21 protein-coding genes are annotated in these 20,089 nt (G+C 62.1%); 13 read left to right on the top strand and 8 right to left on the bottom strand.

Annotated elements, in window-relative coordinates:
* The first annotated feature begins 2 nt into the window (after positions 1–2).
* The 3 genes from AC07X6_RS16580 to AC07X6_RS16570 are packed head-to-tail and all read left to right on the top strand — an operon-like array spanning position 3 to position 2,876.
* Complete coding sequence (locus AC07X6_RS16580) at positions 3–827, top strand: CheR family methyltransferase (RefSeq protein ID WP_494791666.1); 825 nt, start codon at positions 3–5, stop codon at positions 825–827.
* Positions 824–1,354 carry a chemotaxis protein CheD gene (locus AC07X6_RS16575; protein ID WP_230537596.1) on the top strand — a complete coding sequence of 177 codons (531 nt, stop codon included), beginning with the start codon at positions 824–826 and terminating at the stop codon, positions 1,352–1,354. Before AC07X6_RS16580 ends, AC07X6_RS16575 begins: the two co-directional genes overlap by 4 nt.
* A complete protein-coding gene (locus AC07X6_RS16570; protein WP_494791665.1) occupies positions 1,341–2,876 on the top strand; it encodes a chemotaxis protein CheW in 1,536 nt (511 codons plus the stop codon). Before AC07X6_RS16575 ends, AC07X6_RS16570 begins: the two co-directional genes overlap by 14 nt.
* Positions 2,877–2,882: 6 nt before the next feature.
* Here AC07X6_RS16570 and AC07X6_RS16565 read toward each other — a convergent pair whose 3' ends face one another.
* Positions 2,883–4,535 carry a 3-(methylthio)propionyl-CoA ligase gene (locus AC07X6_RS16565; RefSeq protein ID WP_268993672.1) on the bottom strand — a complete coding sequence of 551 codons (1,653 nt, stop codon included), beginning with the start codon at positions 4,533–4,535 and terminating at the stop codon, positions 2,883–2,885.
* A gap of 136 nt (positions 4,536–4,671) precedes the next feature.
* Between AC07X6_RS16565 and AC07X6_RS16560 the strand changes: the two genes are divergently transcribed.
* From AC07X6_RS16560 to AC07X6_RS16530, 7 genes are all read left to right on the top strand, one after another.
* Positions 4,672–6,228, top strand: coding sequence for a protein adenylyltransferase SelO (locus tag AC07X6_RS16560; protein WP_494791770.1), 1,557 nt, complete (start codon positions 4,672–4,674; stop codon positions 6,226–6,228).
* A 9-nt stretch (positions 6,229–6,237) separates the two neighbouring features.
* Positions 6,238–6,639 carry a peptide-methionine (R)-S-oxide reductase MsrB gene (gene msrB / locus AC07X6_RS16555; protein ID WP_099393747.1) on the top strand — a complete coding sequence of 134 codons (402 nt, stop codon included), beginning with the start codon at positions 6,238–6,240 and terminating at the stop codon, positions 6,637–6,639.
* 83 nt (positions 6,640–6,722) lie between these two features.
* On the top strand, positions 6,723–7,352 hold the full coding sequence (locus tag AC07X6_RS16550) for a septation protein A (protein WP_046682773.1): 630 nt from the start codon (positions 6,723–6,725) through the stop codon (positions 7,350–7,352).
* On the top strand, positions 7,349–7,654 hold the full coding sequence (locus tag AC07X6_RS16545) for a BolA family protein (RefSeq protein WP_474291360.1): 306 nt from the start codon (positions 7,349–7,351) through the stop codon (positions 7,652–7,654). The genes AC07X6_RS16550 and AC07X6_RS16545 overlap by 4 nt, the downstream gene beginning before the upstream one ends.
* 84 nt (positions 7,655–7,738) lie before the next feature.
* Positions 7,739–8,518, top strand: a complete 780-nt coding sequence (locus AC07X6_RS16540) for a peptidylprolyl isomerase (RefSeq protein ID WP_077404793.1) — start codon at positions 7,739–7,741, stop codon at positions 8,516–8,518.
* A gap of 110 nt (positions 8,519–8,628) precedes the next feature.
* A complete protein-coding gene (locus AC07X6_RS16535; protein ID WP_034756072.1) occupies positions 8,629–9,405 on the top strand; it encodes a peptidylprolyl isomerase in 777 nt (258 codons plus the stop codon).
* Between the two features lie 174 nt (positions 9,406–9,579).
* The gene (locus tag AC07X6_RS16530; RefSeq protein ID WP_494791664.1) at positions 9,580–10,260 is read left to right on the top strand and encodes a DNA alkylation repair protein; all 681 of its coding nucleotides are present in this window, start codon (positions 9,580–9,582) and stop codon (positions 10,258–10,260) included.
* Here the strand turns inward: AC07X6_RS16530 and AC07X6_RS16525 are convergent.
* Complete coding sequence (locus AC07X6_RS16525; RefSeq protein ID WP_494791663.1) at positions 10,223–10,897, bottom strand: TetR/AcrR family transcriptional regulator; 675 nt, start codon at positions 10,895–10,897, stop codon at positions 10,223–10,225. The genes AC07X6_RS16530 and AC07X6_RS16525 overlap by 38 nt on opposite strands.
* A 107-nt stretch (positions 10,898–11,004) precedes the next feature.
* On the opposite strand from AC07X6_RS16525, the gene AC07X6_RS16520 reads away from it, so the two are divergent.
* Positions 11,005–11,709, top strand: a complete 705-nt coding sequence (locus tag AC07X6_RS16520) for a DAPG hydrolase family protein (RefSeq protein WP_494791662.1) — start codon at positions 11,005–11,007, stop codon at positions 11,707–11,709.
* A gap of 6 nt (positions 11,710–11,715) precedes the next feature.
* On the opposite strand, the gene AC07X6_RS16515 is transcribed toward AC07X6_RS16520, so the two are convergent.
* Entirely contained in the window at positions 11,716–12,609 is an 894-nt protein-coding gene (locus AC07X6_RS16515) for a GNAT family N-acetyltransferase (RefSeq protein WP_494791661.1), read from the bottom strand.
* A 154-nt stretch (positions 12,610–12,763) separates the two neighbouring features.
* Between AC07X6_RS16515 and ypfJ the strand changes: the two genes are divergently transcribed.
* The gene (ypfJ, locus tag AC07X6_RS16510) at positions 12,764–13,654 is read left to right on the top strand and encodes a KPN_02809 family neutral zinc metallopeptidase (RefSeq protein WP_230537587.1); all 891 of its coding nucleotides are present in this window, start codon (positions 12,764–12,766) and stop codon (positions 13,652–13,654) included.
* Positions 13,655–13,695: 41 nt separating this feature from the next.
* Here the strand turns inward: ypfJ and AC07X6_RS16505 are convergent, their stop codons facing one another.
* From AC07X6_RS16505 to AC07X6_RS16485, 5 genes are all read right to left on the bottom strand, one after another.
* Positions 13,696–14,775, bottom strand: coding sequence for a TIGR03118 family protein (locus AC07X6_RS16505; protein ID WP_494791660.1), 1,080 nt, complete (start codon positions 14,773–14,775; stop codon positions 13,696–13,698).
* Positions 14,776–14,883: 108 nt separating this feature from the next.
* Entirely contained in the window at positions 14,884–15,648 is a 765-nt protein-coding gene (locus tag AC07X6_RS16500; RefSeq protein ID WP_494791659.1) for a substrate-binding periplasmic protein, read from the bottom strand.
* Positions 15,648–16,514: a carboxylating nicotinate-nucleotide diphosphorylase gene (nadC, locus tag AC07X6_RS16495; RefSeq protein WP_494791658.1), complete on the bottom strand. Its 867-nt coding sequence runs from the start codon at positions 16,512–16,514 to the stop codon at positions 15,648–15,650. The genes AC07X6_RS16500 and nadC overlap by 1 nt, the downstream gene beginning before the upstream one ends.
* The gene (gene nadA / locus AC07X6_RS16490) at positions 16,511–17,644 is read right to left on the bottom strand and encodes a quinolinate synthase NadA (protein WP_230537583.1); all 1,134 of its coding nucleotides are present in this window, start codon (positions 17,642–17,644) and stop codon (positions 16,511–16,513) included. Before nadA ends, nadC begins: the two co-directional genes overlap by 4 nt.
* Positions 17,645–17,880: 236 nt before the next feature.
* The gene (locus tag AC07X6_RS16485) at positions 17,881–19,479 is read right to left on the bottom strand and encodes an ABC-F family ATPase (RefSeq protein ID WP_034756044.1); all 1,599 of its coding nucleotides are present in this window, start codon (positions 19,477–19,479) and stop codon (positions 17,881–17,883) included.
* A gap of 298 nt (positions 19,480–19,777) precedes the next feature.
* Here AC07X6_RS16485 and AC07X6_RS16480 point away from each other — a divergent pair, with 298 nt between their 5' ends.
* Positions 19,778–20,026: a hypothetical protein gene (locus AC07X6_RS16480; protein ID WP_230537582.1), complete on the top strand. Its 249-nt coding sequence runs from the start codon at positions 19,778–19,780 to the stop codon at positions 20,024–20,026.
* The last annotated feature ends 63 nt before the right edge of the window (positions 20,027–20,089 follow it).

The raw sequence follows: 20,089 nt of genomic DNA, 5'->3' as shown, positions 1-20,089 counted from the left end.
CCATGAGCCACGCGGCCACCTTGACGCCCGAGGTGCTGACGACCCTGATCGCGCTGGTGCGCCAGCATACGGGCATCGCCATGACGGCGCGCAAGAGCGTCTTGCTGGAACGGCGCTTGCAGCCACGGCTGCAGGCGCTGTCCCTGCACAGCTACCAGGCTTACCTGGACCGCGTGGCCAGCGACCGCGACGAGGTGGCCCATTTCATCGACCTGGTGACCACCAACGACACCCTGTTCTTCCGCACGCCGCAGGTCTGGGATTACTTCCGCGACCGCTACCTGCCCGCCTGGGCGCGCGCCCATCCCGATGGCTGCCTGTCCATCTGGTCGGCCGCCGCCGCCAGCGGCGAGGAACTGTATTCGATCGCCATGCTGTGCGAGCAATTCAGGCTGCAAGCGCCCGCCTTCCGCTACCAGATCCTGGCCAGCGACATTTCGCAGCAGATCCTCGCGGCGGCGAAGGCCGGCCAGTACAGCGGGCGCTCCGTCGAGCGCATCCGATTGTCGCACCCGGACTTGCTGCGCAAATATTTCTCGCCCGCGCCGTATGGCGTCCAGGTCAACGAGGAATTGCGGCAGCACGTGAGCTTTGCGCAGCACAATCTGCTCGAAGCGCTGCGCCCGGCGCGGCAATTCGACCTGGTGTTCCTGCGCAATGTGCTCATTTATTTCGACGCCGAGCACCAGGAAACCGTGCTGCGCCAGGCGCGCCTGAGCCTCAAGGATGAAGGACGGCTGATCCTGGGCGAGTCGGAAACCATCGCCCGGCTCGGTACCGGCTATCAATTCGAATTTCCCATGATTTACAAGGCGGGCAGCGCATGAGCATCATCATCGAACATGGCCTGCCGCTGCACCATGTTGGCATGGGGCAACTTAGCGTGGGCACGCCGGGGCAACAACTGCAAGCGCTGCTGGGCTCCTGCATCGGCATCGGCTTCATCTGGAAGAATGGCCCCTGTTGCGGCCTGGCCCACTGCCTGCTGCCGGAAGCGCCGGGCGCCGACAGCAGCCTGGGGGCGCGCTATGTGAGCCAGGCCGTGCCTTCGCTGCTGCGCCTGATGGGCGTGCGCCAGGCCGATTACGCCGATATCGAGGTGGTGCTGGCGGGCGGCGCCAGCATGTTCGGCCCCGCCCACGTGCATGGCCGCCTGCAGGTGGGCCGGCAAAACGCGGAAGCGGCGCAAAAATACCTGGCCCAGTGCGGCTTGCACGTCGGTTTTTGCGCGCTGGGCGGCCGCCACGGGCGCCAGTTGCTGATCGATTGCGCCCGGCACAGCTATGCCGTCACCGAGGTGGTGGCGCCACCCGAATTGATACCACGCAAGGAAGGCGCATATGGATATGCATGAAGCGACGGGCTTGCAAGCGCAGGGCGCAAGCGACACGGCCACCGAACTGTTCGGCTCCTTCCACCTGGGCGAGGATGAATTCGCCCTGCCCGCCAGCTGCATCCGCGAAGTCGTCAATTACCCGGCGAAAGTCACGGCCCTGCCCCTGTCGCCCGCGTATCTGGAAGGCATGTTCACCTTGCGCGGCAGCGTCATTCCGGTGGTCAACCTGGGCCGGCTGTTCCGCGCCGACGCGCCGCGCGCCGTGGCCACGGACAAGATCGCCATCCTCGACTTCCAGCAAGTGCTGGTCGGCATCGTCTTCCAGGATACGGGCGAGATCCTGCGCGTGCCCGCCAGCGCCCGCAGCGCCCTGCAGTACGCGGCCGGCGACAGCCACGCCGTCATCGCCGGCACGATTTTGCTCGATGGCGGCGCGCGCCTGCTGCAAGTGCTCGACCCGCACGCCCTGCTGCGCATCGAAAACGTGCCCCATGTGCTGGCCCTGCAGGCGACGGGCGCCAAACTGAGCACGGCCCGCTACCATGCGCAAAGCGAACGCCGGCAGTGCGTCAGCTTCCATGCGGCCGGCGCCACGTTCGCCTTTGAAATGCTGGCCATCCAGGAAATCATCAAGGTGCCGGAACTGCACAGTTCCCTGCTGAATAGCGCGCTATGCCTGGGCCGCATGCATTTTCGCGGCAGCCAGGTGGCGGTCGTCGATTTCGGCGCCCTGCTGCAAGCGCCCGCGTCCGGCACGGCGGCCACGGCCGCAACAGGCGATCAGCGCATCATCGTCGTGCGCCTGGGCGACACGACCGTGGGCTTCCTCGTCGATTCCGTCGACAGCATCGTGCATTTCTTTGGCGACGAGGTGCTGCCGATTCCCCTGCTGAGCAAGGCGCGCGCCGCTATGTTTGCTGGCTGCATCACCAAAGAAGGCCTGGGCGACATCATTTTCCTGAACCACAAGGAAATCCTATCGCAGGCGGAAATCGTCGAAATGCGCGACGGCCACGCGCGCCTGTACCCGGCCGACACGGAAACGGCCAGCGCCGCCACGCGCAAGGCGCAGCGCCGCGTGTACATCACATTCACGGTAGAAACCCCGTTCGCCGTGGAAATCGGGAAAGTGCGCGAAATCATCGACTTCAGCGGCGCCATCACGACGCCGCCGGGCATGCCGGCCTGCATGCTTGGCATGCTGAACCTGCGCCAGCAAATGATCAGCATCATCGACCTGCGCCAGCTGTATGCGATGCCGGCGCTGCCGGACGCCAGCAGCGGCAAGATCCTGATCGTGGAACGGGGCACCGAACGCTACGGCTTCCTCGTCGACCATGTCGATAACATCATGACCATTTCCGACAGCCAGCGCTTTGCGGCGCCGCAAATCATCCGCACGGGAGAACATGACGATCTGCGCAGCGAAATGGATGAAATGATCGACATCGGCACGGAGGCGCAGCGCCAGACCCTGTCCGTCTTCCAGTGCGATCATCTGCTGGAAAAGCTGGGGTCGGCGCTGCCGCAAGCTGCCTAGGCCGCTTTACATGCCTGGCAGCTGGTGCCCCTTGAACTGCTCGCGCAGCTTGTTCTTCTGGATCTTGCCCGTGGCGCCCATGGGCAAGGCGTCGATGAACAGCACGTCATCGGGCGTCCACCACTTGGCGATCTTGCCTTCGAAAAACTGCAGCAAGGCGTCGCGCGTGACCGTCATGCCGGGACGCAATACCACCACGAGCACGGGACGCTCGTCCCATTTCGGGTGGAACACGCCGATGCAGGCCGCCTGCAGCACGGCCGGGTGCGCCATGGCCAGGTTTTCCAGGTCGATGGTGCCGATCCATTCGCCGCCCGACTTGATCACGTCCTTGCTGCGGTCCGTGATCTGCATGTAGCCGTCCGCGTCGATGGTGGCCACGTCGCCCGTGGGGAACCAGCCGTCCTGCAGCGCCTCGCCGCCCTCGTTCTTGTAGTACGAGGAAATGATCCACGGCCCTTTCACCAGCAAATGGCCATACGCCACGCCATCCCATGGCAATTCCTTGCCGTCGTCGTCGACGATCTTCATGTCCACGCCGTAGATCGCATGGCCCTGCTTTTGCAGGATCTTGCGCTGCTCTTCCTTCGGCAAGTCCAGGTGCTTGGTCTGCAAGCCGCCCGCCGTGCCCAGCGGCGACATTTCCGTCATGCCCCAGGCGTGGATGACCTCGATGTCGAACTTGTCGATCAGGGTATCCATCATGGCCGGCGGGCACGCCGCGCCGCCGATCACCGTGCGGCGGAAGGAGGAGAATTTCAAGTCATTCTGCAGCGCATGGTTCAGCAAGCCCAGCCAGACGGTGGGCACGCCGGCCGAGAACGTCACTTTTTCCGCCTCGAACAATTCATACAGCGACTTGCCGTCCAGCGCCGCGCCGGGAAACACCATGCGCGCGCCGGACAGGGGCACGGAATACGGCAAGCCCCAGGCATTCACGTGGAACATGGGCACGACGGGCAGCACGGTATCGGAGGCACGCACGTTCAGGGCGCTGGGCATGGCCGACGCGTACGCGTGCAGCACGGTCGAGCGGTGCGAATACAGGGCGCCCTTGGGGTTGCCCGTCGTGCCCGACGTATAGCACAGGGTAGCGGCCGAGTTCTCGTCGAACAAGGGCCATGCGTAATCGTCGGAATGCGTGGCGATCAAGTCTTCATAGCACAGCAGGTCGGGAATGGTGCTGCTGGCGGGCATGCGGTCGCGGTCGCACATCAGGACGAAATGGCGCACGAACGTGCAGTCGGCGGCGATTTTTTCCACCACGGGCAAAAAGGTCAGATCGAACAGCAAGACCTGGTCTTCCGCGTGATTGGAAATATAGGCGATCTGGTCGGGAAACAGGCGCGGGTTAATCGTGTGCAAGACGGCGCCCGAGCCGGACACGGCATAATAGGCTTCCAGGTGGCGGTAGCCATTCCAGGCCAGGGTGGCGACCCGGTCGCCCATGCCGACGCCAAGGCCATGCAAGGCATTGGCCAGCCGGCGCGCGCGCTGGTGGCAATCGCGGTAGGTGTAGCGGTGCATATCGCCCTCCACCCGCCGCGAAATGATTTCGCTGCCGCCATAATGACGCGCTGCAAACTCGATAATGCTGGAAATCAGCAGGGGCTGATTCATCATCTGGCCCATCACTGGACTCAAGGGAAATGCCGACATCGTGTCTCCTGGGGTGGATACTCGGTTATTGTTGGAATCTAAAGATTTTTCCTAGTTTCGTACGGTCGTGCGGAAATCGTCAACGCATTTCGATATTGCGGTGCAGCATGGAATTTTTGATTCCGTTTCCAGCCGCATGGGCGCCCGCCGCACGCCTTGGCGCCGTGCGGTAAAATCGCATTCCAGGCTGGCGCCATCTGCCAGCGCACCTACCTTGAATGGAATTGCCATCAGCGCTACTACCTTACCACTGGATAATGCCTTTGCGGCCTTGCCGCCCGCGTTCTATACGCGCTTGATGCCCACGCCCCTGCCCGCGCCCTACTTTGTCGCGGCCAGCGCGCCGGCGGCAAGCCTGATCGGCCTCGATGCGGCGCGCCTGGCCGAGCCCGGCTTTGTGGCGCTGCTGGCCGGCAATGCCGTGGCCGAGCGCTCGCAACCCCTGTCGGCCGTGTATTCGGGCCACCAGTTCGGCGTCTGGGCCGGCCAGCTGGGCGATGGCCGCGCCATCCTGCTGGGCGATATCGCCACGGCAAACGGTCCGATGGAGCTGCAGCTGAAAGGCGCCGGCGCCACGCCGTATTCGCGCATGGGCGACGGGCGCGCCGTGCTGCGCTCGTCCATCCGCGAATTCCTGTGCTCGGAAGCCATGGCCGCGCTCGGCATTCCCACCTCGCGCGCGCTGGCCATCATGGGTTCGCAGCAAGGCATCATGCGCGAAACGGTCGAGACGGCGGCCGTCGTGACGCGCATGGCGCCCACGTTCGTGCGCTTCGGCTCGTTCGAGCACTGGTTTTACCGCAAGAAGCCGGACGAGCTGAAAATCCTCGCCGATTACGTGATCGACGGCTTCTATCCCGCTTTGCGCGCTGCAGCAAATCCATACCAGGCCTTGCTGGCCGAAGTGTGCGTGCGCACGGCGCACATGATCGCGCAGTGGCAAGCCGTCGGCTTCATGCATGGCGTCATGAACACGGACAATATGTCCATCCTGGGCCTGACGCTCGATTACGGACCCTTCGGCTTCATGGAAGCGTTTGACGCCGAACACATCTGCAACCATACGGACCAGCAGGGACGCTACTCGTATGCGAACCAGCCGCAGGTGGGACACTGGAACTGCTACGCGCTGGGCCAGGCCCTGCTGCCGCTGATCGGCGAAGTGGAACTGGCGCAGGCGGCGCTGGACAGCTACCAACCCGCCTTCGCGGACAAGATGAATAGCTTGCTGCGCGCCAAGCTGGGCTTGCAGACGAGCCAGGACGACGATACGGTCCTGTTCGACAACATGTTTGCGCTGATGCAAGCCAATCACGTGGATTTCACGAACTTCTTCCGCGCCTTGTCTACACTGCAGGCAGCGGCGCCCGAACATGACACCATGCTGCGCGACATGTTCATCGACCGCCCCGCCTTCGATGCGTGGGCCGCGCAATACCGCGCGCGCCTGATGGCGGAAAACAGCGCCGATGCCGTGCGCCAGACGGCCATGAACCAGGTCAACCCGAAATACGTGCTGCGCAACTATCTGGCGCAGGTGGCCATCGAGAAAGCCCAGCAGCAGGACTACACGGAAGTGGCGAAATTGCTGGAAATACTGCAAAAGCCATTTGACGAACAGCCCGAACACCAGCACTATGCGGCCCTGCCGCCCGACTGGGCCAGCCACCTTGAAGTCAGCTGCTCATCCTAAGGAGTCATTATGACCACGAATAAAGTCAAGAAAACCGACGCCGAATGGCGCGCCATGCTCGACTCGATGCAATACGAAGTCACGCGCCACGCGGCCACGGAACGCGCGTTCACGGGCAAGTTCTGGGACCACCACGAACACGGCGTCTACACCTGCGTCTGCTGCAACACGCCCCTGTTCGCCTCGGATACGAAGTTCGATTCCGGCTGCGGCTGGCCCAGCTATTTCCAGGCGCTGGACCCGGCGAATGTCACGGAAATCGTCGACCGCAGCCACGGCATGCTGCGCACGGAAATCGTCTGCGCCGTCTGCGACGCCCATCTGGGCCACGTCTTCCCGGACGGCCCGCCACCCACCGGATTGCGCTATTGCATCAATTCGGCATCCTTGCGCTTCGATCCGCAGCCGTGAGACACAGAATCGCCTGGGAGCAACTCGGTTGCTCCTAAGCCATTCCTAAGATGATTTTAATAAGACCAGTGTAAAGTCTCGCCATGAAATTTCTATTCGACCTCTTCCCCCTGATCGCCTTCTTCGCCGCCTTCAAGCTGGGCGGCATGTATGAAGCGGCCACGCACGATTTCGTGCAGCAATATTTGTCCGGCTTCGTGTCAGGCGGCCTGATCAAGGCTGACCAGGCGCCGTGGATACTCGCCACCCTCGTCGGCATCGTCGCCACGGCTTGCCAGGTCAGCTATCTGCTATTGCGCGGGCGCAAGGTGGACGGCATGCTGTGGCTGTCGCTGTTCATCTTTGTCGTGTTCGGCGGCGCCAGCATTTACCTGCATGACGATTTCTTCCTGAAATGGAAGCCGACCCTGATCTACTGGCTGTCCGGCCTGGCCCTCTTGATCGCCCACGTGGGTTTCAAGAAAAACCTGATCCGCAAGACCATGGAAGCGCAAGTGCAATTGCCCGATGCCGTCTGGAATCAGTTGCTGGCCGCATGGATCATCTTCTTCGGCGCCATCGGCGCACTGAATTTGTTCGTCGCCTTCGTGCTGTACAAGGGCGACATGGCCGCCTGGGTCAGTTTTAAAGCATTCGGCGCGACGGGCATTTTCTTTGCCTTTATCGTGGCGCAAACCCTGTTCCTGGCAAAACATATCAAGGAAGACGCATGATGAGCACCACCAGCACCGAAAACACCGCACCGGAAACGCGCATGCAGCGCATCCGCACCCGCCTGGAAACGGCACTTTCCCCTCTGGAATGCGTGCTGGAAGACGACTCGGCGCGCCACCGGGGCCATGCGGGCGCCGCCTCGGGCGGAGGCCATTACAATCTACGCATTATTTCTAGCCGATTTGAGGGGCTCAGGCTCGTCATGCGCCATCGACTGGTGTATGATTCCGTGCACGATATGATGCATAATGAGATACATGCATTGGCGATTGTGGCCCTGGCGCCGTCCGAAGTAGTGTAAGGATGGCGTTTTGGCGTACCCGAGCCATGTGATGGATTTCTTCCCATGCGTTTTTTACGAAACTTTCCCTAACAGGATTTAATAATGACTTTTAAGCCAGCCCGCTTGCTGATCGCACTACTCGCCGTTGTCGCGGTACCTGTTTTTGCGCAAAATGTTGCCGTTGTTAATGGCAAGCCTATTCCATCGTCGCGCGTTGATGCAGTCGTCAAGCAAGTCGTCGCCCAAGGCCAGCAACCGGATTCGCCGCAACTGCGCGAAATGATCAAGAAGGACTTGATCGGCCGTGAAGTGCTGATGCAAGAAGCGGAAAACAAAGGTTTCGGTAAAGATGCAGCCGTCAAGCAGCAAATCGAGAACGCGCGCCAGGCCATCGTCATCAACGCCCTGGTCGGCGACTACCTGAAAAAGAACCCCGTCAACGACGCTGAAATCAAGGCCGAATACGACCGCTTCGTGGCACAGACGGGCGACAAGGAATACCACGTGCGCCACATCCTGGTGGCCACCGAAGCGGAAGCGAAAGACATCATCGCCAAGCTGAAAGGCGGCGCCAAGTTCGAAGACCTGGCCAAGCAATCGAAAGATGCGGGTTCGGCCGACAACGGCGGCGACCTGGACTGGGCAGCCCCATCGTCGTTCCCGAAAGTGTTCTCCGACGCCTTCGTGAAACTGCAAAAAGGCCAGGTCACGGACACCCCGGTGCAAACGCCTAACGGTTTCCACGTGATCAAGCTGGACGACACCCGCGCGGCAAAACTGCCGACCCTGGAAGAAGTCAAGCCACAGATCGCCGAAGCGCTGCAGCAAAAGAAACTGCAAGCGTATCAGGAAGAAATGATCAAAAAAGCGAAAGTTCAGTAAGAACTGACCTCCCCGGCGCCCTTTTCGGCGCCGGTCGTGTATTCTGCGCCTGAACACGCACTGCGCGACAGTCGCGCGTATCGATTTTTAGTATATTTTTAGGAATGAACATGATTTTGAAGCCAGCCCGCCTGATCTTAGCCCTGGTCGCCGTCGTCGCGATCCCTGCATTTGCGCAAAACGTCGCTACCGTGAATGGCAAGGCCATCCCATCGTCGCGCGTTGACCAGGTCGTCAAGCAAGTCGTCGCCCAAGGCAAGCAAGCCGATTCGCCGCAATTGCGCGAAGCCATCAAGAAAGACCTGATCGGCCGCGAAGTGCTGATCCAGGAAGCCGACAAGCAAGGCTACGGCACGCGTCCGGAAGTCAAGTCGCAGATCGACAATGCCCGTCAAAGCATCATCATCAACGCCCTGCTGGCCGACTACGTCAAGAAGAACCCTGTCAAGGACGCTGAAATCAAGGCCGAGTACGACAAGTTCAAGGCCCAGGCCGGCGACAAGGAATACCATGCACGCCACATCCTGGTGGCTACCGAAGCGGAAGCGAAAGACATCATCGCCAAGCTGAAAGGCGGCGCCAAATTCGAAGAACTGGCGAAAGTATCGAAAGACGGTTCCGCAGCCAATGGCGGCGACCTGGACTGGGCCAGCCCAGCTTCGTACGTGAAGCCATTCTCCGACGCCATGGTGGCCCTGAAACCAGGCCAGGTCACGCAAACGCCGGTGCAATCGCAGTTCGGCTTCCACGTGATCAAGCTGGAAGAAACCCGTCCGACGAAACTGCCGGCACTGGAAGAAGTCAAGGGCCAGGTAGCCGAGTCGCTGCAGCAGAAGAAACTCGCCGCCTACCGCGATGAACTGATGAAAAAAGCCAAAATCCAATAAGAATACCCGATCAAACCTACTGCGCGTCGTGACTTGCGGCCTGCGATGCTCACCGTACTAAAGTACGGTTGCGCTTCTCGGCCACAATTCACTTCCGCTCGCTACGGTTTTATCGGGCATTCTGCCCGGATATAAAGCGCTCTTCGGAGCGCTTTTTTTACGCCTGGAGATGCCATGAATCTACATCAAGAACTAAAAATCGCGCTGGAAGCGGTTGCCGAACCGGGCCGCGCGGCACCGATGCAGGCGTATATGCGCGACCAGTTCATATTCCTGGGCGTGGCCGCGCCGCAGCGGCGGATGGCCGCCAGGGACTTGCTGGCGGGCTTGCAAGGCGTGGGGGCTGATGTGCTGCTGGAACATGCACAGCTGCTGTGGCAGCAGCCCGAGCGCGAGTACCAGCACGTGGCGCTCGACATGCTGGCCCTGCACTGGCGGCAATTGGACGTCGAACATATTCCCGCCCTGCTGGCACTGGCGCGCCAGCGCGCGTGGTGGGACAGCGTCGACGGCATGGCGGGCATCGTGGGCGACGTGCTGCAGGCGGAGCACCGGCGCGGCGGCGATGGCCATGAGCACATGGATGGTGCCTTGCGGCACGCGGATTTCTGGCTGCGCCGCATCGCCATGCTGCACCAGCTGGGCTGGCGCGCCGATACGGATGCCGCCTGGCTGTTCGATGCGGCGCTGGCGCTGGCCCATGAAGACGAGTTTTTCATCCGCAAGGCCATCGGCTGGGCCCTGCGCGATTACGCGCGCCACGCCGCCGAAGCTGTGACGGCGTTTGCTGGCGCGCACCGCCGGCAACTATCGCCGCTCAGCTACCGCGAAGCGCTGAAGCACCAGCGACCTTGAACGCCTGCCCGCCCAGCAAGCGCAGCGCTGCATCGATGCGGGGCGCCGCATCCCAGGCCGGCACGGGCGCCAGCAAGCCCAGCGCCATCTGCCGCAACGGCTCGGCGATCACCATGGCCAGCAGCAAGCCGGCCATTTCCGCTCCATCCTGCAGCACCAGATGGCCGCGCGCGGCCTGGCGCTGCAACCATTCGGCCAGCATCGCCGTGCCCCGCTCGATGCCGTTGCGCTGATACACGGCCAGCAAATCGGCGCGGGCGGGAAACTCCGTGCATAGCAGGCGGAACAGGCCGACGGCATCCGCCGTCAGCACGCGCGCCGCCATCACCTGCAATATCTCCTTCAATAGCGGCAAGACGTCGCCAGGCGCGGCCGCATCGTGCGCCATGGCCGGCAAAAAGGCGTCCGTCCAGCCGCGCACCACCAGCGCCACGAGTTCTTCGCGGTTGGCCGCATATTGATACAGCGACTTTTTTGCCATGCCCGCGTGGCGCGCCACCGCTTCCATGGTCGTGGCCGCATAGCCTTCGTTCAGCAGCAGCCAGGTGGCCGCCTGCACGGCTGCCTCCAGTGCCTCCCCGTGCGGGCGCGCCGGGCGGCCACGTCCGCGCAAGGCCTTGCTCTCTTCTTCCCGCATGCCATCTCCAAGCTTGATTGATGGGCAATTTTACACTGAAACATATTTAGGAAACGTTAAACGTTTCTTTAATATATAATTGGCTCATCCCAACAAAGGAGAACGACATGACGAGCGACACGCACAATGAATTCCCATGGAGCATCACCGGCACGGGCAACTTGCTCGATCCGTTTCCCCTGCCCCTGGAAACGGGCATCACGCGCCTGGAAAATGGCTGCCTGCTGGTGGCGGCGCGCACGGAACTGCAAGGCTGCAGCGGACGCATGCTGGACTGGTGGTTCACATTTTTCGAGACGACGCAGCACATCAAGTGGTGGCATCCGCACGATCACGTGGCCCATCACGGCTGGAACAAGGCGTGGAAAAAGGGAGAGAGTTACTACGGCGCCTCGATCGAGGCGGTGGAGTCGCTGGGCGATATTCCGCCCGTGAAAGCCAAGCTGAAGTTCCATGATCCGAAGGAAGTCTTCGATCCCGCGCAATTGCAGCAGGCCAGGGACAGCGGCGCCCTGTCGGCCGCCATCTGCGCGCGCATCGGCTTTGGCGATTACGTCGTGCTCGACCCGTACGGCGATCCGCTCGACGGCGAAATGCTGCACCTGACGCGCGACACGCCCACGGGCTGCGTGCTGCGCAGCCGATTCTTGCTGGGTCGCAATAGCCTCAATCCCGTGCGCGACGAGCCCGACGTGCTGGGACTGAATTTGCTGCGCCATTGCTACAGCGAATTTACCTATCTGTCGCGCTTTTTGCCATCGCTGTATTACGGCGAGCACGCCAACGGGGAAAAGGCGCCGCTGCCCTGGTAGGCTGCCTTACAGCCGCTTGTGCATGCGCGCCAGCGGCAGTTGTATATCGCCCGGCAAGTCCAGGTGAAAATCTTCCGTGACGGCAAAGCCGCTGGCCAGGTACAGGGGCACGCCGGGCAAGGTGGCGGCCAGTTCCAGTGCCGTAAAACCGGCGGCCCGCGCCTGACGTTCGCAATGGCGCATCAGCATGCTGCCCAGCCCCTGGCGCGCCGCGGCCGGCTCCACGAAGAAGGCGCGGATACGGCCCGGCTGGCTGGCCGGGTCGAGCAGCGGATCCGGCCCGCTCTTGGCGCGGTCGGCGCCGTACAGGGTGGCGCGCCGGCTCCAGCCGCCGCAGGCCAGCATGGCGCCGTCGCGTTCGATGACGAAATACGTCCGGTCGGCAACGAGCTGCGTATCGACGCCGAACACGTGGCGCGTCACGGCCTCGGCCTGCTCTTCACTATAAAATCCCGCGCTCAGCACCATGCCGGAACGGGCGATCAGCGCATTCATGGCAGGCACATCACCAGACAGCGCCACGCGCAGGCTGGTCAGGGCGCCAAAGCTGAACCAGGCGCGGCTGATACGCCCCTGCTCCACTTCATACGTCGCCACCAGTTCCTGCGCGGAAACACCGTCCGGCGCGTCGCCATGGACGATTTCATGGTCGATCACCAGCTTGCCGCAGGCGATACGGTTGAGCAATTGCGCCCGGGGCCGGCTGGCGGCGAAACGGGCCGTGAAGCGGGGACCGATCTGCGCGCCACCTTGGGCCAGCAAGGTATCGGGATGCTGGAATTGCTGTGCGTCATCGGCGTAGATGGCCAGCAAGGCCGGCACGTCGTGGGCATTGTAGGCATCCAGTTGGGCCTGAACCACCGCGACGGGAGAAATGCGTGTATCGTTGGCAAGCGCCATGCGTGTACCTGTTGTGGAGTGGGTGAAAAGTTGCAAAGGGTAACATTGTCGCCCCTGTCGCGGCGTGGTTTACTGCGATAATAACAAGATTCGTCGCAAGAAGCATATGCAGGCGTCACCAATCAATCGCACAATCGCAGCAGGAGTAAAGATCATGAAATGGGAAGGCAATCGCGAAAGCGACAATGTGGAAGACCGCCGCGGCGAAGACGGCGGGGGCGGCGGTGGGGGCGGCTTCGGTTTTGGCGGGCGCTCGATCGGCATCGGCACCATCGTCATCGCCCTCGTCGGCTCGTATGTGCTGGGCGTCAATCCCTTGACCTTGCTCAACCTGCTCAGCGGCGGTGGCGGCCAGATCAGCACCCAGCAAAGCCAGGCGCCTGCGCGCCAGGCACCCGCAAACGACGAGATGACCCGCTTCGTGCGGACCGTGCTGGCCGATACGGAAGACACGTGGGGCGCCCTGTTCAAGGCCGAAGGCGGCAGCTATGTCAAACCCAAGCTGGTGCTGTTCTCGGGCAGCATCCCGACGGCCTGCGGCACGGGCCAGAGCGCCAGCGGCCCCTTCTATTGCCCCGGCGACCAGAAAGTCTACCTGGACCTCGATTTCTTCAATCTGATGCAGCAGCGCTTCAAGGTCTCGGGCGAATTTGCCGAGGCCTATGTGATCGCGCATGAAGTGGGACACCACGTGCAGAACCTGATGGGCCTGTCCGAAAAGGTCGACAATGCGCGCCGCACGCAATCGGAGCGCCAGGCCAACGCCATGTCCGTGCGCCTGGAGTTGCAGGCCGACTGCTTTGCCGGCGTGTGGGCATTCCACGCGAACCAGGACCGCAAGATCCTGGAACAAGGCGACGTGGAAGCGGCCCTGAAAGCGGCCACGGCCATCGGCGACGATGCGCTGCAGCGCCAGGCGCAAGGCCATGTCGTGCCGGACTCGTTTACGCACGGCACCTCGGATCAGCGCGTGCGCTGGTTCAGCAAGGGCATCGAGAGCGGCCAGATCAGCCAGTGCAACACCTTCGAGGCGCGCCAGCTGTAAGCATGGCCAGCCCCGTGCCGCCCCGCGGGCGCACGGGGACGTTACTTCACATCGATGCGTCCGTATTGCCCGTGCGCCTCGTCATCCGGCCCGGCCGCATAGAACAGGGTATTCAGAGGCTGATTGTTGAGGCCATTGCCGAAGGCAATCCCCCACAAGCCATCGATCACCAGCGGCGTGCCGTCAGCCTTGCGCAGCGGACCGCCGGCGGCGCCCGTGGACGGGTCATAGGCATTGATCTTGCCGTCGCCAAAATTCCCTATCAATAACATATTGCTGGCCGTGCCGAAATCGGCCGGCGCCAGCGCCATGCCCCAGGGCGCATTCAGAGCCCCGCCGCTCACCAGCCGCTTGAGCAGTGTGCCGCCCGTGTCATACACATTGACGATGCCGAGGCCCGCGCCCGCCTCCTCGTCGTCGCCGCTGGCCTCGCGCATGGCATAGGCGACATAGATGCGCTCGCCGATGGCCTGGATGCCGAACGGCGCATAGCCGGCCGGCAAGCTGGGGTCGCCGAAGGCGCCAGGCAAGCTGACTCTGGCGAAATTGGCATCGAAGACGTCGACGCGCCGGTTATGGAAATCGGCCGCATACAGGTAATTGGCGTTCGCATAGCGCGAGATGGCCAGGCCCTTGTAGACGCTGCCGTCCGCGCTGCCGTCGAACACGACCAGGGCCGTCGTCGGGCTGACCGTGGGCGACCAGGCCGAGATGCTGCCGCTTTCGCTGGCGAAGATGAACGGGCTGGGCGCCGTCACGCCGTTCTGGCTCAGCTTGAAGTCCTGCGTGCCGTTGAATACGATGCCCGTCGGGCCGGCCGGCGTGCTGACCACCAGCGACTGCGGTACGCCGTTGCCGTCGTACAAGGTCGACTTCGCCGTGCCATTCGCGGCTACCCAGACGAAACCGCGTGGATTGAAGGCCACGCCCCAGGCGTTGACGAGGTTAGGGTCCGTGTGCGCGGCCGGCAAGGCCGCCGTGTCGGACACGAGGCTGGTCGCCACATACGTGTTCAGCACTGGCGGCTTGTGGTGGTGATGGCCGCCGCAGGCAAACAGCGCGGCGGCCAGGATGACGGCGAGACAGGCGTAAAGAATCTGCTTGCTGGTATGCGTTTTCATGGCGTTCCCCTTCTGCGCGATGGACAGAATTGCGCTGCCTGTCATCAGGGTATAACCAGGCCGAGCAGGACGCTTGAGGCGCGTCAAACACAGGGAAGATAGGCCGTGTCAGGGCATGCCGACGTCGTAGCGCTTGCCCAGCCGTTTCAGTTCGCCCGTCTCGATCAGGCTATTCAATTCCTGGTCGAACTGCAGGCGCAGCTTGTCGAAAGCAGGCGAGCGGGGATAGGCGAAATAGCCGTTTTGGATTTCTATGACTTTGGGCAAGGGTTTCACCTGGCGGCCATAGCCGAGCCGGGCAATCACGGGGTCGGTATTGCGGCGGTTGCTGACGAAGACGTCGACGTGGTTGTGCACCAGCATCTTCAAGCCATTTTCCACGTTATTGGCCACGCTGACCTGCAAGCCGGGCCGGACTCTTTCCCAGTCCGCGCCATAGGCCCAGCCATTGAGCAGCACCACGCGGCGCTGCTTCAGCGCCGCGTAGTCGCCATCCCAGCCGAAACTGGCGTCCTGGCGCGCATAAAAGACCATCTGGTCCTGGTAAAACGGCTTGTCGGAAAACGCCATGCTGGCGATGCGCTCGGGCGTCTTGTAGGGGCCGATCAGGATATCGGCCTGCCCCTGCACCAGCATGGCTTGCGCGCGCGCCCACGGCACCATGCGGAAACGCACGGTATTGCCCGTGCGCGCCGCCATCAGGCGCAGCAGTTCCGCGCCCAGGCCGCCATACTCGCCGCTGTCCTGGTACTCGAACACGCGCTCGAACTGCGCGCCCACGGCCAGCAGCTCGCGCGCCTGCGCGTGCAAGGGCACGGCCAGGGCCGGCCACAGCAGCGCCAGGGCCAGCAGGCGCCGCCCCGCTCCTCTCATCAGCCGACGATGCGCAAGGAGTAATCGGTGGCCTGCACATCTTTGGTCAGGCTGCCGATCGAGATGCGGTCCACGCCCGTTTCGGCAATGGCGCGCACGGTGTCGAAGTTAATGCCGCCCGACGCTTCGAGCAAGGCGCGGCCGTTGGTAAGGGCCACGGCCTCGCGCATCATGTCGTTGCTGAAGTTATCGAGCAGCACGGAGACGGCGCCCGCGTCCAGCGCTTCCTGCAATTGCGCCAGGGTTTCCACCTCGATTTGCACGGGCACGCCCGCATCGAGGTTGCGCGCGTTTTCCAGGGCCTGGCTGACGCCGCCGGCGGCCGCGATATGGTTTTCCTTGATCAAAATGCCGTCGTACAGTGCCAGGCGCTGGTTCTTGCCGCCGCCCACGCGCACCGCATACTTTTGCGCCAGGCGCAGGCCAGGCAGGGTCTTGCGCGTGTCCAGAATGGAGGCTTTCGTGCCGGCGATCACGTCGACATAGCGGCGCGTGGCCGTGGCCACGGCCGACAGCAGTTGCAGGAAATTGAGGGCGCTGCGCTCGGCCGTCAGCAAGGCGCGCGCCGGCGCCTGAATCGTGCACACGACGCTGTCGGCCGTCATCATGTCGCCTTCGGCATAATGCCAGGCGATGTCGATGCTGCGGTCCAGGCTTTTCATGATGCCTTCGAACCACGGCGCGCCGCACAGCACGGCCGCTTCGCGCACGATGACACGGGCCGTGACGATGTGGTCGGGCGGCACCAGCTCGCCCGTCAGGTCGCACTGGCCCACGTCTTCCAGCAAGGCGGCCAGCAGATTGCCCTCGAACGCGCGCGCCAGGGCGGGGTCAAAGGGAGCGAAAGAATTGACGAGAGTACTCATGCTGGACCGATTCCTTGGAACAATTTAGTTTCTTTAGCCAGGTCCGCGCCTGGCTGCAAGCCTGCCTTCTTGGCGGCGGCGAAGTCGAGCATGCGATTGATCGAACGCACGGCCAGCTGGCCGACGGCAGGATCGACGTGGATTTCGTTGTGCATGTTTTCCAGCGTTTGCGCCAGGTTCAGCAAGCCGTTCATGGCCATCCACGGGCAGTGCGCGCAGCTTTTGCACGTGGCGCTGTTGCCGGCCGTGGGCGCTTCGATGAAGCGCTTGCCGGGCGCGGCCGCGCGCATCTTGTGCAGGATGCCGTTGTCGGTGGCGACGATGAAAGTGTCCGTGTCCATGGTTTGCGCTGCCGCAATCATTTGCGACGTGGAACCGACCATATCGGCCAGCGCCACCACGTTGGCGGGCGACTCCGGATGCACGAGCACCTTGGCTTGCGGATACTCTTCCTTGAGCAAATCGAGTTCGATGCCCTTGAATTCGTCGTGCACCAGACAGGAACCTTGCCACAGCAGCATGTCGGCGCCCGTTTCTTTCTGGATATACGAACCCAGGTGCTTGTCCGGTGCCCACAGGATTTTCTTGCCCTGCGCATGCAGGTGGGCCACGATGTCGAGGCCGATGGACGACGTCACCATCCAGTCCGCGCGCGCTTTGACGGCCGCGCTGGTGTTGGCGTAGACAACGACGGTACGGTCCGGATGGGCGTCGCAGAAGGCCGTGAATTCGTCCACCGGGCAGCCGAGGTCGAGCGAACAGGTCGCGTCGAGGTCAGGCATCAGGACGGTTTTCTCGGGGCTGAGGATCTTGGCCGTTTCGCCCATGAAGCGCACGCCGGCCACGACCAGGGTCTTGGCCGGATGGTCGCGCCCGAAGCGGGCCATTTCCAGCGAGTCGGAGACGCAGCCGCCCGTGGCTTCCGCCAGGTCTTGCAGGTCAGCATCAACGTAATAGTGGGCAACGAGCACGGCTTCGCGCTCGGTCAGCAGGCGCTTGATGCGCGTGATCAGTTCGGCTTTTTCAGCCGGGGACGGCGTCGCTGGCGTGCGTGCCCAGGCGTGGGCAGTGCAGCTGGCTCCGTCTTGCGGGTGTTCGTACTCGACGGATTTGATGGCTAAAGTTTGCATGGCTGTGTCAAACAAAAACGGGATAGACCGGCACGATTGCAATAAAGCAGGTGCGCCGGAACGAAATAACCGCGGCGCGTCGGTGTGGTGCTACCAGAGTACACCACCAGCTTTCCAAACGCCTGATAAAACCGTAGCGAGCGGCAGCGATTTGTGGCCGAGAAGCGCAACCGTGCTGAAGCACGGTGAGCATCACAGGCCGCAAAGCGCGACGCGCAGTAGGTTTGATCAGGCGTTTAATCGATACCCTGGCTCTTGAGATAGTCTTCGTAGTTGCCGCGGTAATCGACCACTTCATCTTCCTTGATTTCGATGATGCGGTTGGCCAGCGAAGAGACGAATTCGCGGTCATGCGACACGAAGATCAGGGTGCCCGCGTATTTTTCCAGCGCGATGTTCAGGGATTCGATCGATTCCATGTCCATGTGGTTGGTCGGCTCATCGAGCATCAGCACGTTGTGGCGGCCCAGCATCAGCTTGCCGTACATCATGCGGCCCTTCTCGCCACCGGACAGTACCTTGACAGCCTTTTTCACGTCGTCGCCGCCGAACAGCAAGCGGCCCAGGATGGAGCGCACGGCCTGGTCGTCGTCGCCCTCTTTCGTCCACTGGCCGATCCAGTCGGTCAGGTTCGTGTCCTTGGCGAAATCTTCCGTCGGATCTTGCGGCATGTAGCCCACGTTGGCGTTTTCCGCCCACTTCACGCGGCCCTGGTCCGGCTGCAGGCCGGCGATGTCGCCCGCGATGCAGCGCAGCATGGTGGTCTTGCCGGCGCCGTTGGCGCCGATGATGGCGATGCGTTCGCCCGCTTCGACCATGATGCTGAAATTCTTGAACAGCTGACGATCGAAGCCTTTCGAGATGTTCTCGACTTCCACGGCCAGGCGGTGCAATTTCTTTTCGCCGTCGAAACGCACGAACGGATAGGCGCGCGACGATGGCTTGATGTCGTCGACCTTGATCTTTTCGATCTGCTTGGCGCGCGACGTCGCCTGGCGGGCCTTCGATTTGTTCGCGGCGAAGCGGCGCACGAATTCCTGCAATTCCGCAACCTTGTCTTTCGCTTTCGCGTTGTTGGCCAGTTGCTGGTTGCGCGCCTGGGTCGAGGCGAACATGTATTCGTCGTAGTTGCCCGGATAAATCTTCAGGGTGCCGTAATCCATGTCGGCCACGTGGGTGCAGACCTGGTTCAGGAAGTGACGATCATGGGAAATGATGATCATGGTGGAGTTGCGCTCGTTGAGCACGTCTTCCAGCCAGCGAATCGTGTTGATGTCCAGGTTATTCGTCGGCTCGTCGAGCAGCAGGATGTCCGGGTTCGAGAACAGCGCCTGCGCCAGCAGCACGCGCAGCTTCCAGCCTGGCGAGACATTGCTCATCGGACCTTGGTGCAGGTCGATGGCGACGCCGGCGCCCAGCAGCAGTTCGCCGGCGCGCGATTCGGCCGTGTAGCCGTCGTATTCGGAAACCTTGCCTTCCAGTTCGGCGGCCTGCATGTAGTCGTCGTCCGTCGCTTCCGGGTTCGCGTAGATGGCGTCGCGTTGCTGGATGGCGGCCCACATTTCCGTGTGCCCCATCATGACGACGTCGAGCACGCGCATGTCTTCAAACGCGAACTGGTCCTGGCGCAGCTTGCCCAGGCGCTCGTTGGTGTCGAGCATGACGTTGCCGCCGGAAGGATCCAGGTCGCCGCCCAGGATCTTCATGAACGTCGACTTGCCGCAGCCGTTCGCGCCGATCAAACCATAGCGGTTGCCGTCGCCGAACTTGACGGAGATATTCTCAAACAATGGCTTGGCGCCAAACTGCATCGTAATGTTAGCTGTAGAAAGCATTAGTGAGGTCTTTATCCAGTGAAAACAGGTAGTTAGGTACTTTTCTCCCATTATACAGTACGCACCCCCTTCCCTCTATAGCGCCCCGAGGAAACCGCCAGCGGCGGCTAGCAGCAAGGGCAACGCCGCCATGCCGATCAAGGAAGGCGTCACACCGATGGCCGATATTTCACTCAAACAACCCTACCATCTGCTCTCGCAATATTGCCAAAAAAAATATCATAGCAAATGAGCCATGTTTTGCTACAATCAACTCACCCTCTTCAACGAATGTGTATCATCACGAAAGGTAATAAGCATGAAATTGTTTTCTGATTTTTGTTATTTATTAATCAGTATTTCTGCATTGTCGCTGGCTGGCTGTGCCACCCCCGAACCTGCAGCTGAAAATGGCGCGCCCAAGCTCGCTGCCCGCAAATGCAATGCCAGCGTATCGCTCGGCACCATGATTGCCAAGAATTGCGGCGACACCACGGAAGCAAGGAACATTGATCCCAAGGAATTCCTCGACGCGATGCAGTCCCCTGGGACAATTCAAAGCAAATAATAGTCCGCCCTGCATCAGACCGCTGCGCTGGCACCCCGCCTTCTCCAGGCCGGACGTGACAAG

Source organism: Janthinobacterium sp. GW460-12-1-14-LB5, assembly GCF_059423585.1.
This window is presented reverse-complemented; position numbering and strand designations above follow the sequence as displayed.

Bases quoted from the DNA above. Each gene is read 5' to 3' on its own strand.
- AC07X6_RS16550 (WP_046682773.1), top strand. From the start codon at position 6,723: ATGAAATTTCTATTCGACCTCTTCCCCCTGATCGCCTTCTTCGCCGCC.
- AC07X6_RS16505 (WP_494791660.1), bottom strand. From the start codon at position 14,775: ATGAAAACGCATACCAGCAAGCAGATTCTTTACGCCTGTCTCGCCGTC.
- AC07X6_RS16485 (WP_034756044.1), bottom strand. From the start codon at position 19,479: ATGCTTTCTACAGCTAACATTACGATGCAGTTTGGCGCCAAGCCATTG.
- AC07X6_RS16500 (WP_494791659.1), bottom strand. From the start codon at position 15,648: ATGAGAGGAGCGGGGCGGCGCCTGCTGGCCCTGGCGCTGCTGTGGCCG.
- AC07X6_RS16530 (WP_494791664.1), top strand. From the start codon at position 9,580: ATGAATCTACATCAAGAACTAAAAATCGCGCTGGAAGCGGTTGCCGAA.
- AC07X6_RS16560 (WP_494791770.1), top strand. From the start codon at position 4,672: ATGGGCGCCCGCCGCACGCCTTGGCGCCGTGCGGTAAAATCGCATTCC.
- AC07X6_RS16515 (WP_494791661.1), bottom strand. From the start codon at position 12,609: ATGGCGCTTGCCAACGATACACGCATTTCTCCCGTCGCGGTGGTTCAG.
- AC07X6_RS16545 (WP_474291360.1), top strand. From the start codon at position 7,349: ATGATGAGCACCACCAGCACCGAAAACACCGCACCGGAAACGCGCATG.
- AC07X6_RS16540 (WP_077404793.1), top strand. From the start codon at position 7,739: ATGACTTTTAAGCCAGCCCGCTTGCTGATCGCACTACTCGCCGTTGTC.
- msrB (WP_099393747.1), top strand. From the start codon at position 6,238: ATGACCACGAATAAAGTCAAGAAAACCGACGCCGAATGGCGCGCCATG.
- AC07X6_RS16535 (WP_034756072.1), top strand. From the start codon at position 8,629: ATGATTTTGAAGCCAGCCCGCCTGATCTTAGCCCTGGTCGCCGTCGTC.
- AC07X6_RS16520 (WP_494791662.1), top strand. From the start codon at position 11,005: ATGACGAGCGACACGCACAATGAATTCCCATGGAGCATCACCGGCACG.
- nadA (WP_230537583.1), bottom strand. From the start codon at position 17,644: ATGCAAACTTTAGCCATCAAATCCGTCGAGTACGAACACCCGCAAGAC.
- ypfJ (WP_230537587.1), top strand. From the start codon at position 12,764: ATGAAATGGGAAGGCAATCGCGAAAGCGACAATGTGGAAGACCGCCGC.
- nadC (WP_494791658.1), bottom strand. From the start codon at position 16,514: ATGAGTACTCTCGTCAATTCTTTCGCTCCCTTTGACCCCGCCCTGGCG.
- AC07X6_RS16575 (WP_230537596.1), top strand. From the start codon at position 824: ATGAGCATCATCATCGAACATGGCCTGCCGCTGCACCATGTTGGCATG.
- AC07X6_RS16480 (WP_230537582.1), top strand. From the start codon at position 19,778: ATGAAATTGTTTTCTGATTTTTGTTATTTATTAATCAGTATTTCTGCA.
- AC07X6_RS16565 (WP_268993672.1), bottom strand. From the start codon at position 4,535: ATGTCGGCATTTCCCTTGAGTCCAGTGATGGGCCAGATGATGAATCAG.
- AC07X6_RS16525 (WP_494791663.1), bottom strand. From the start codon at position 10,897: ATGCGGGAAGAAGAGAGCAAGGCCTTGCGCGGACGTGGCCGCCCGGCG.
- AC07X6_RS16580 (WP_494791666.1), top strand. From the start codon at position 3: ATGAGCCACGCGGCCACCTTGACGCCCGAGGTGCTGACGACCCTGATC.
- AC07X6_RS16570 (WP_494791665.1), top strand. From the start codon at position 1,341: ATGGATATGCATGAAGCGACGGGCTTGCAAGCGCAGGGCGCAAGCGAC.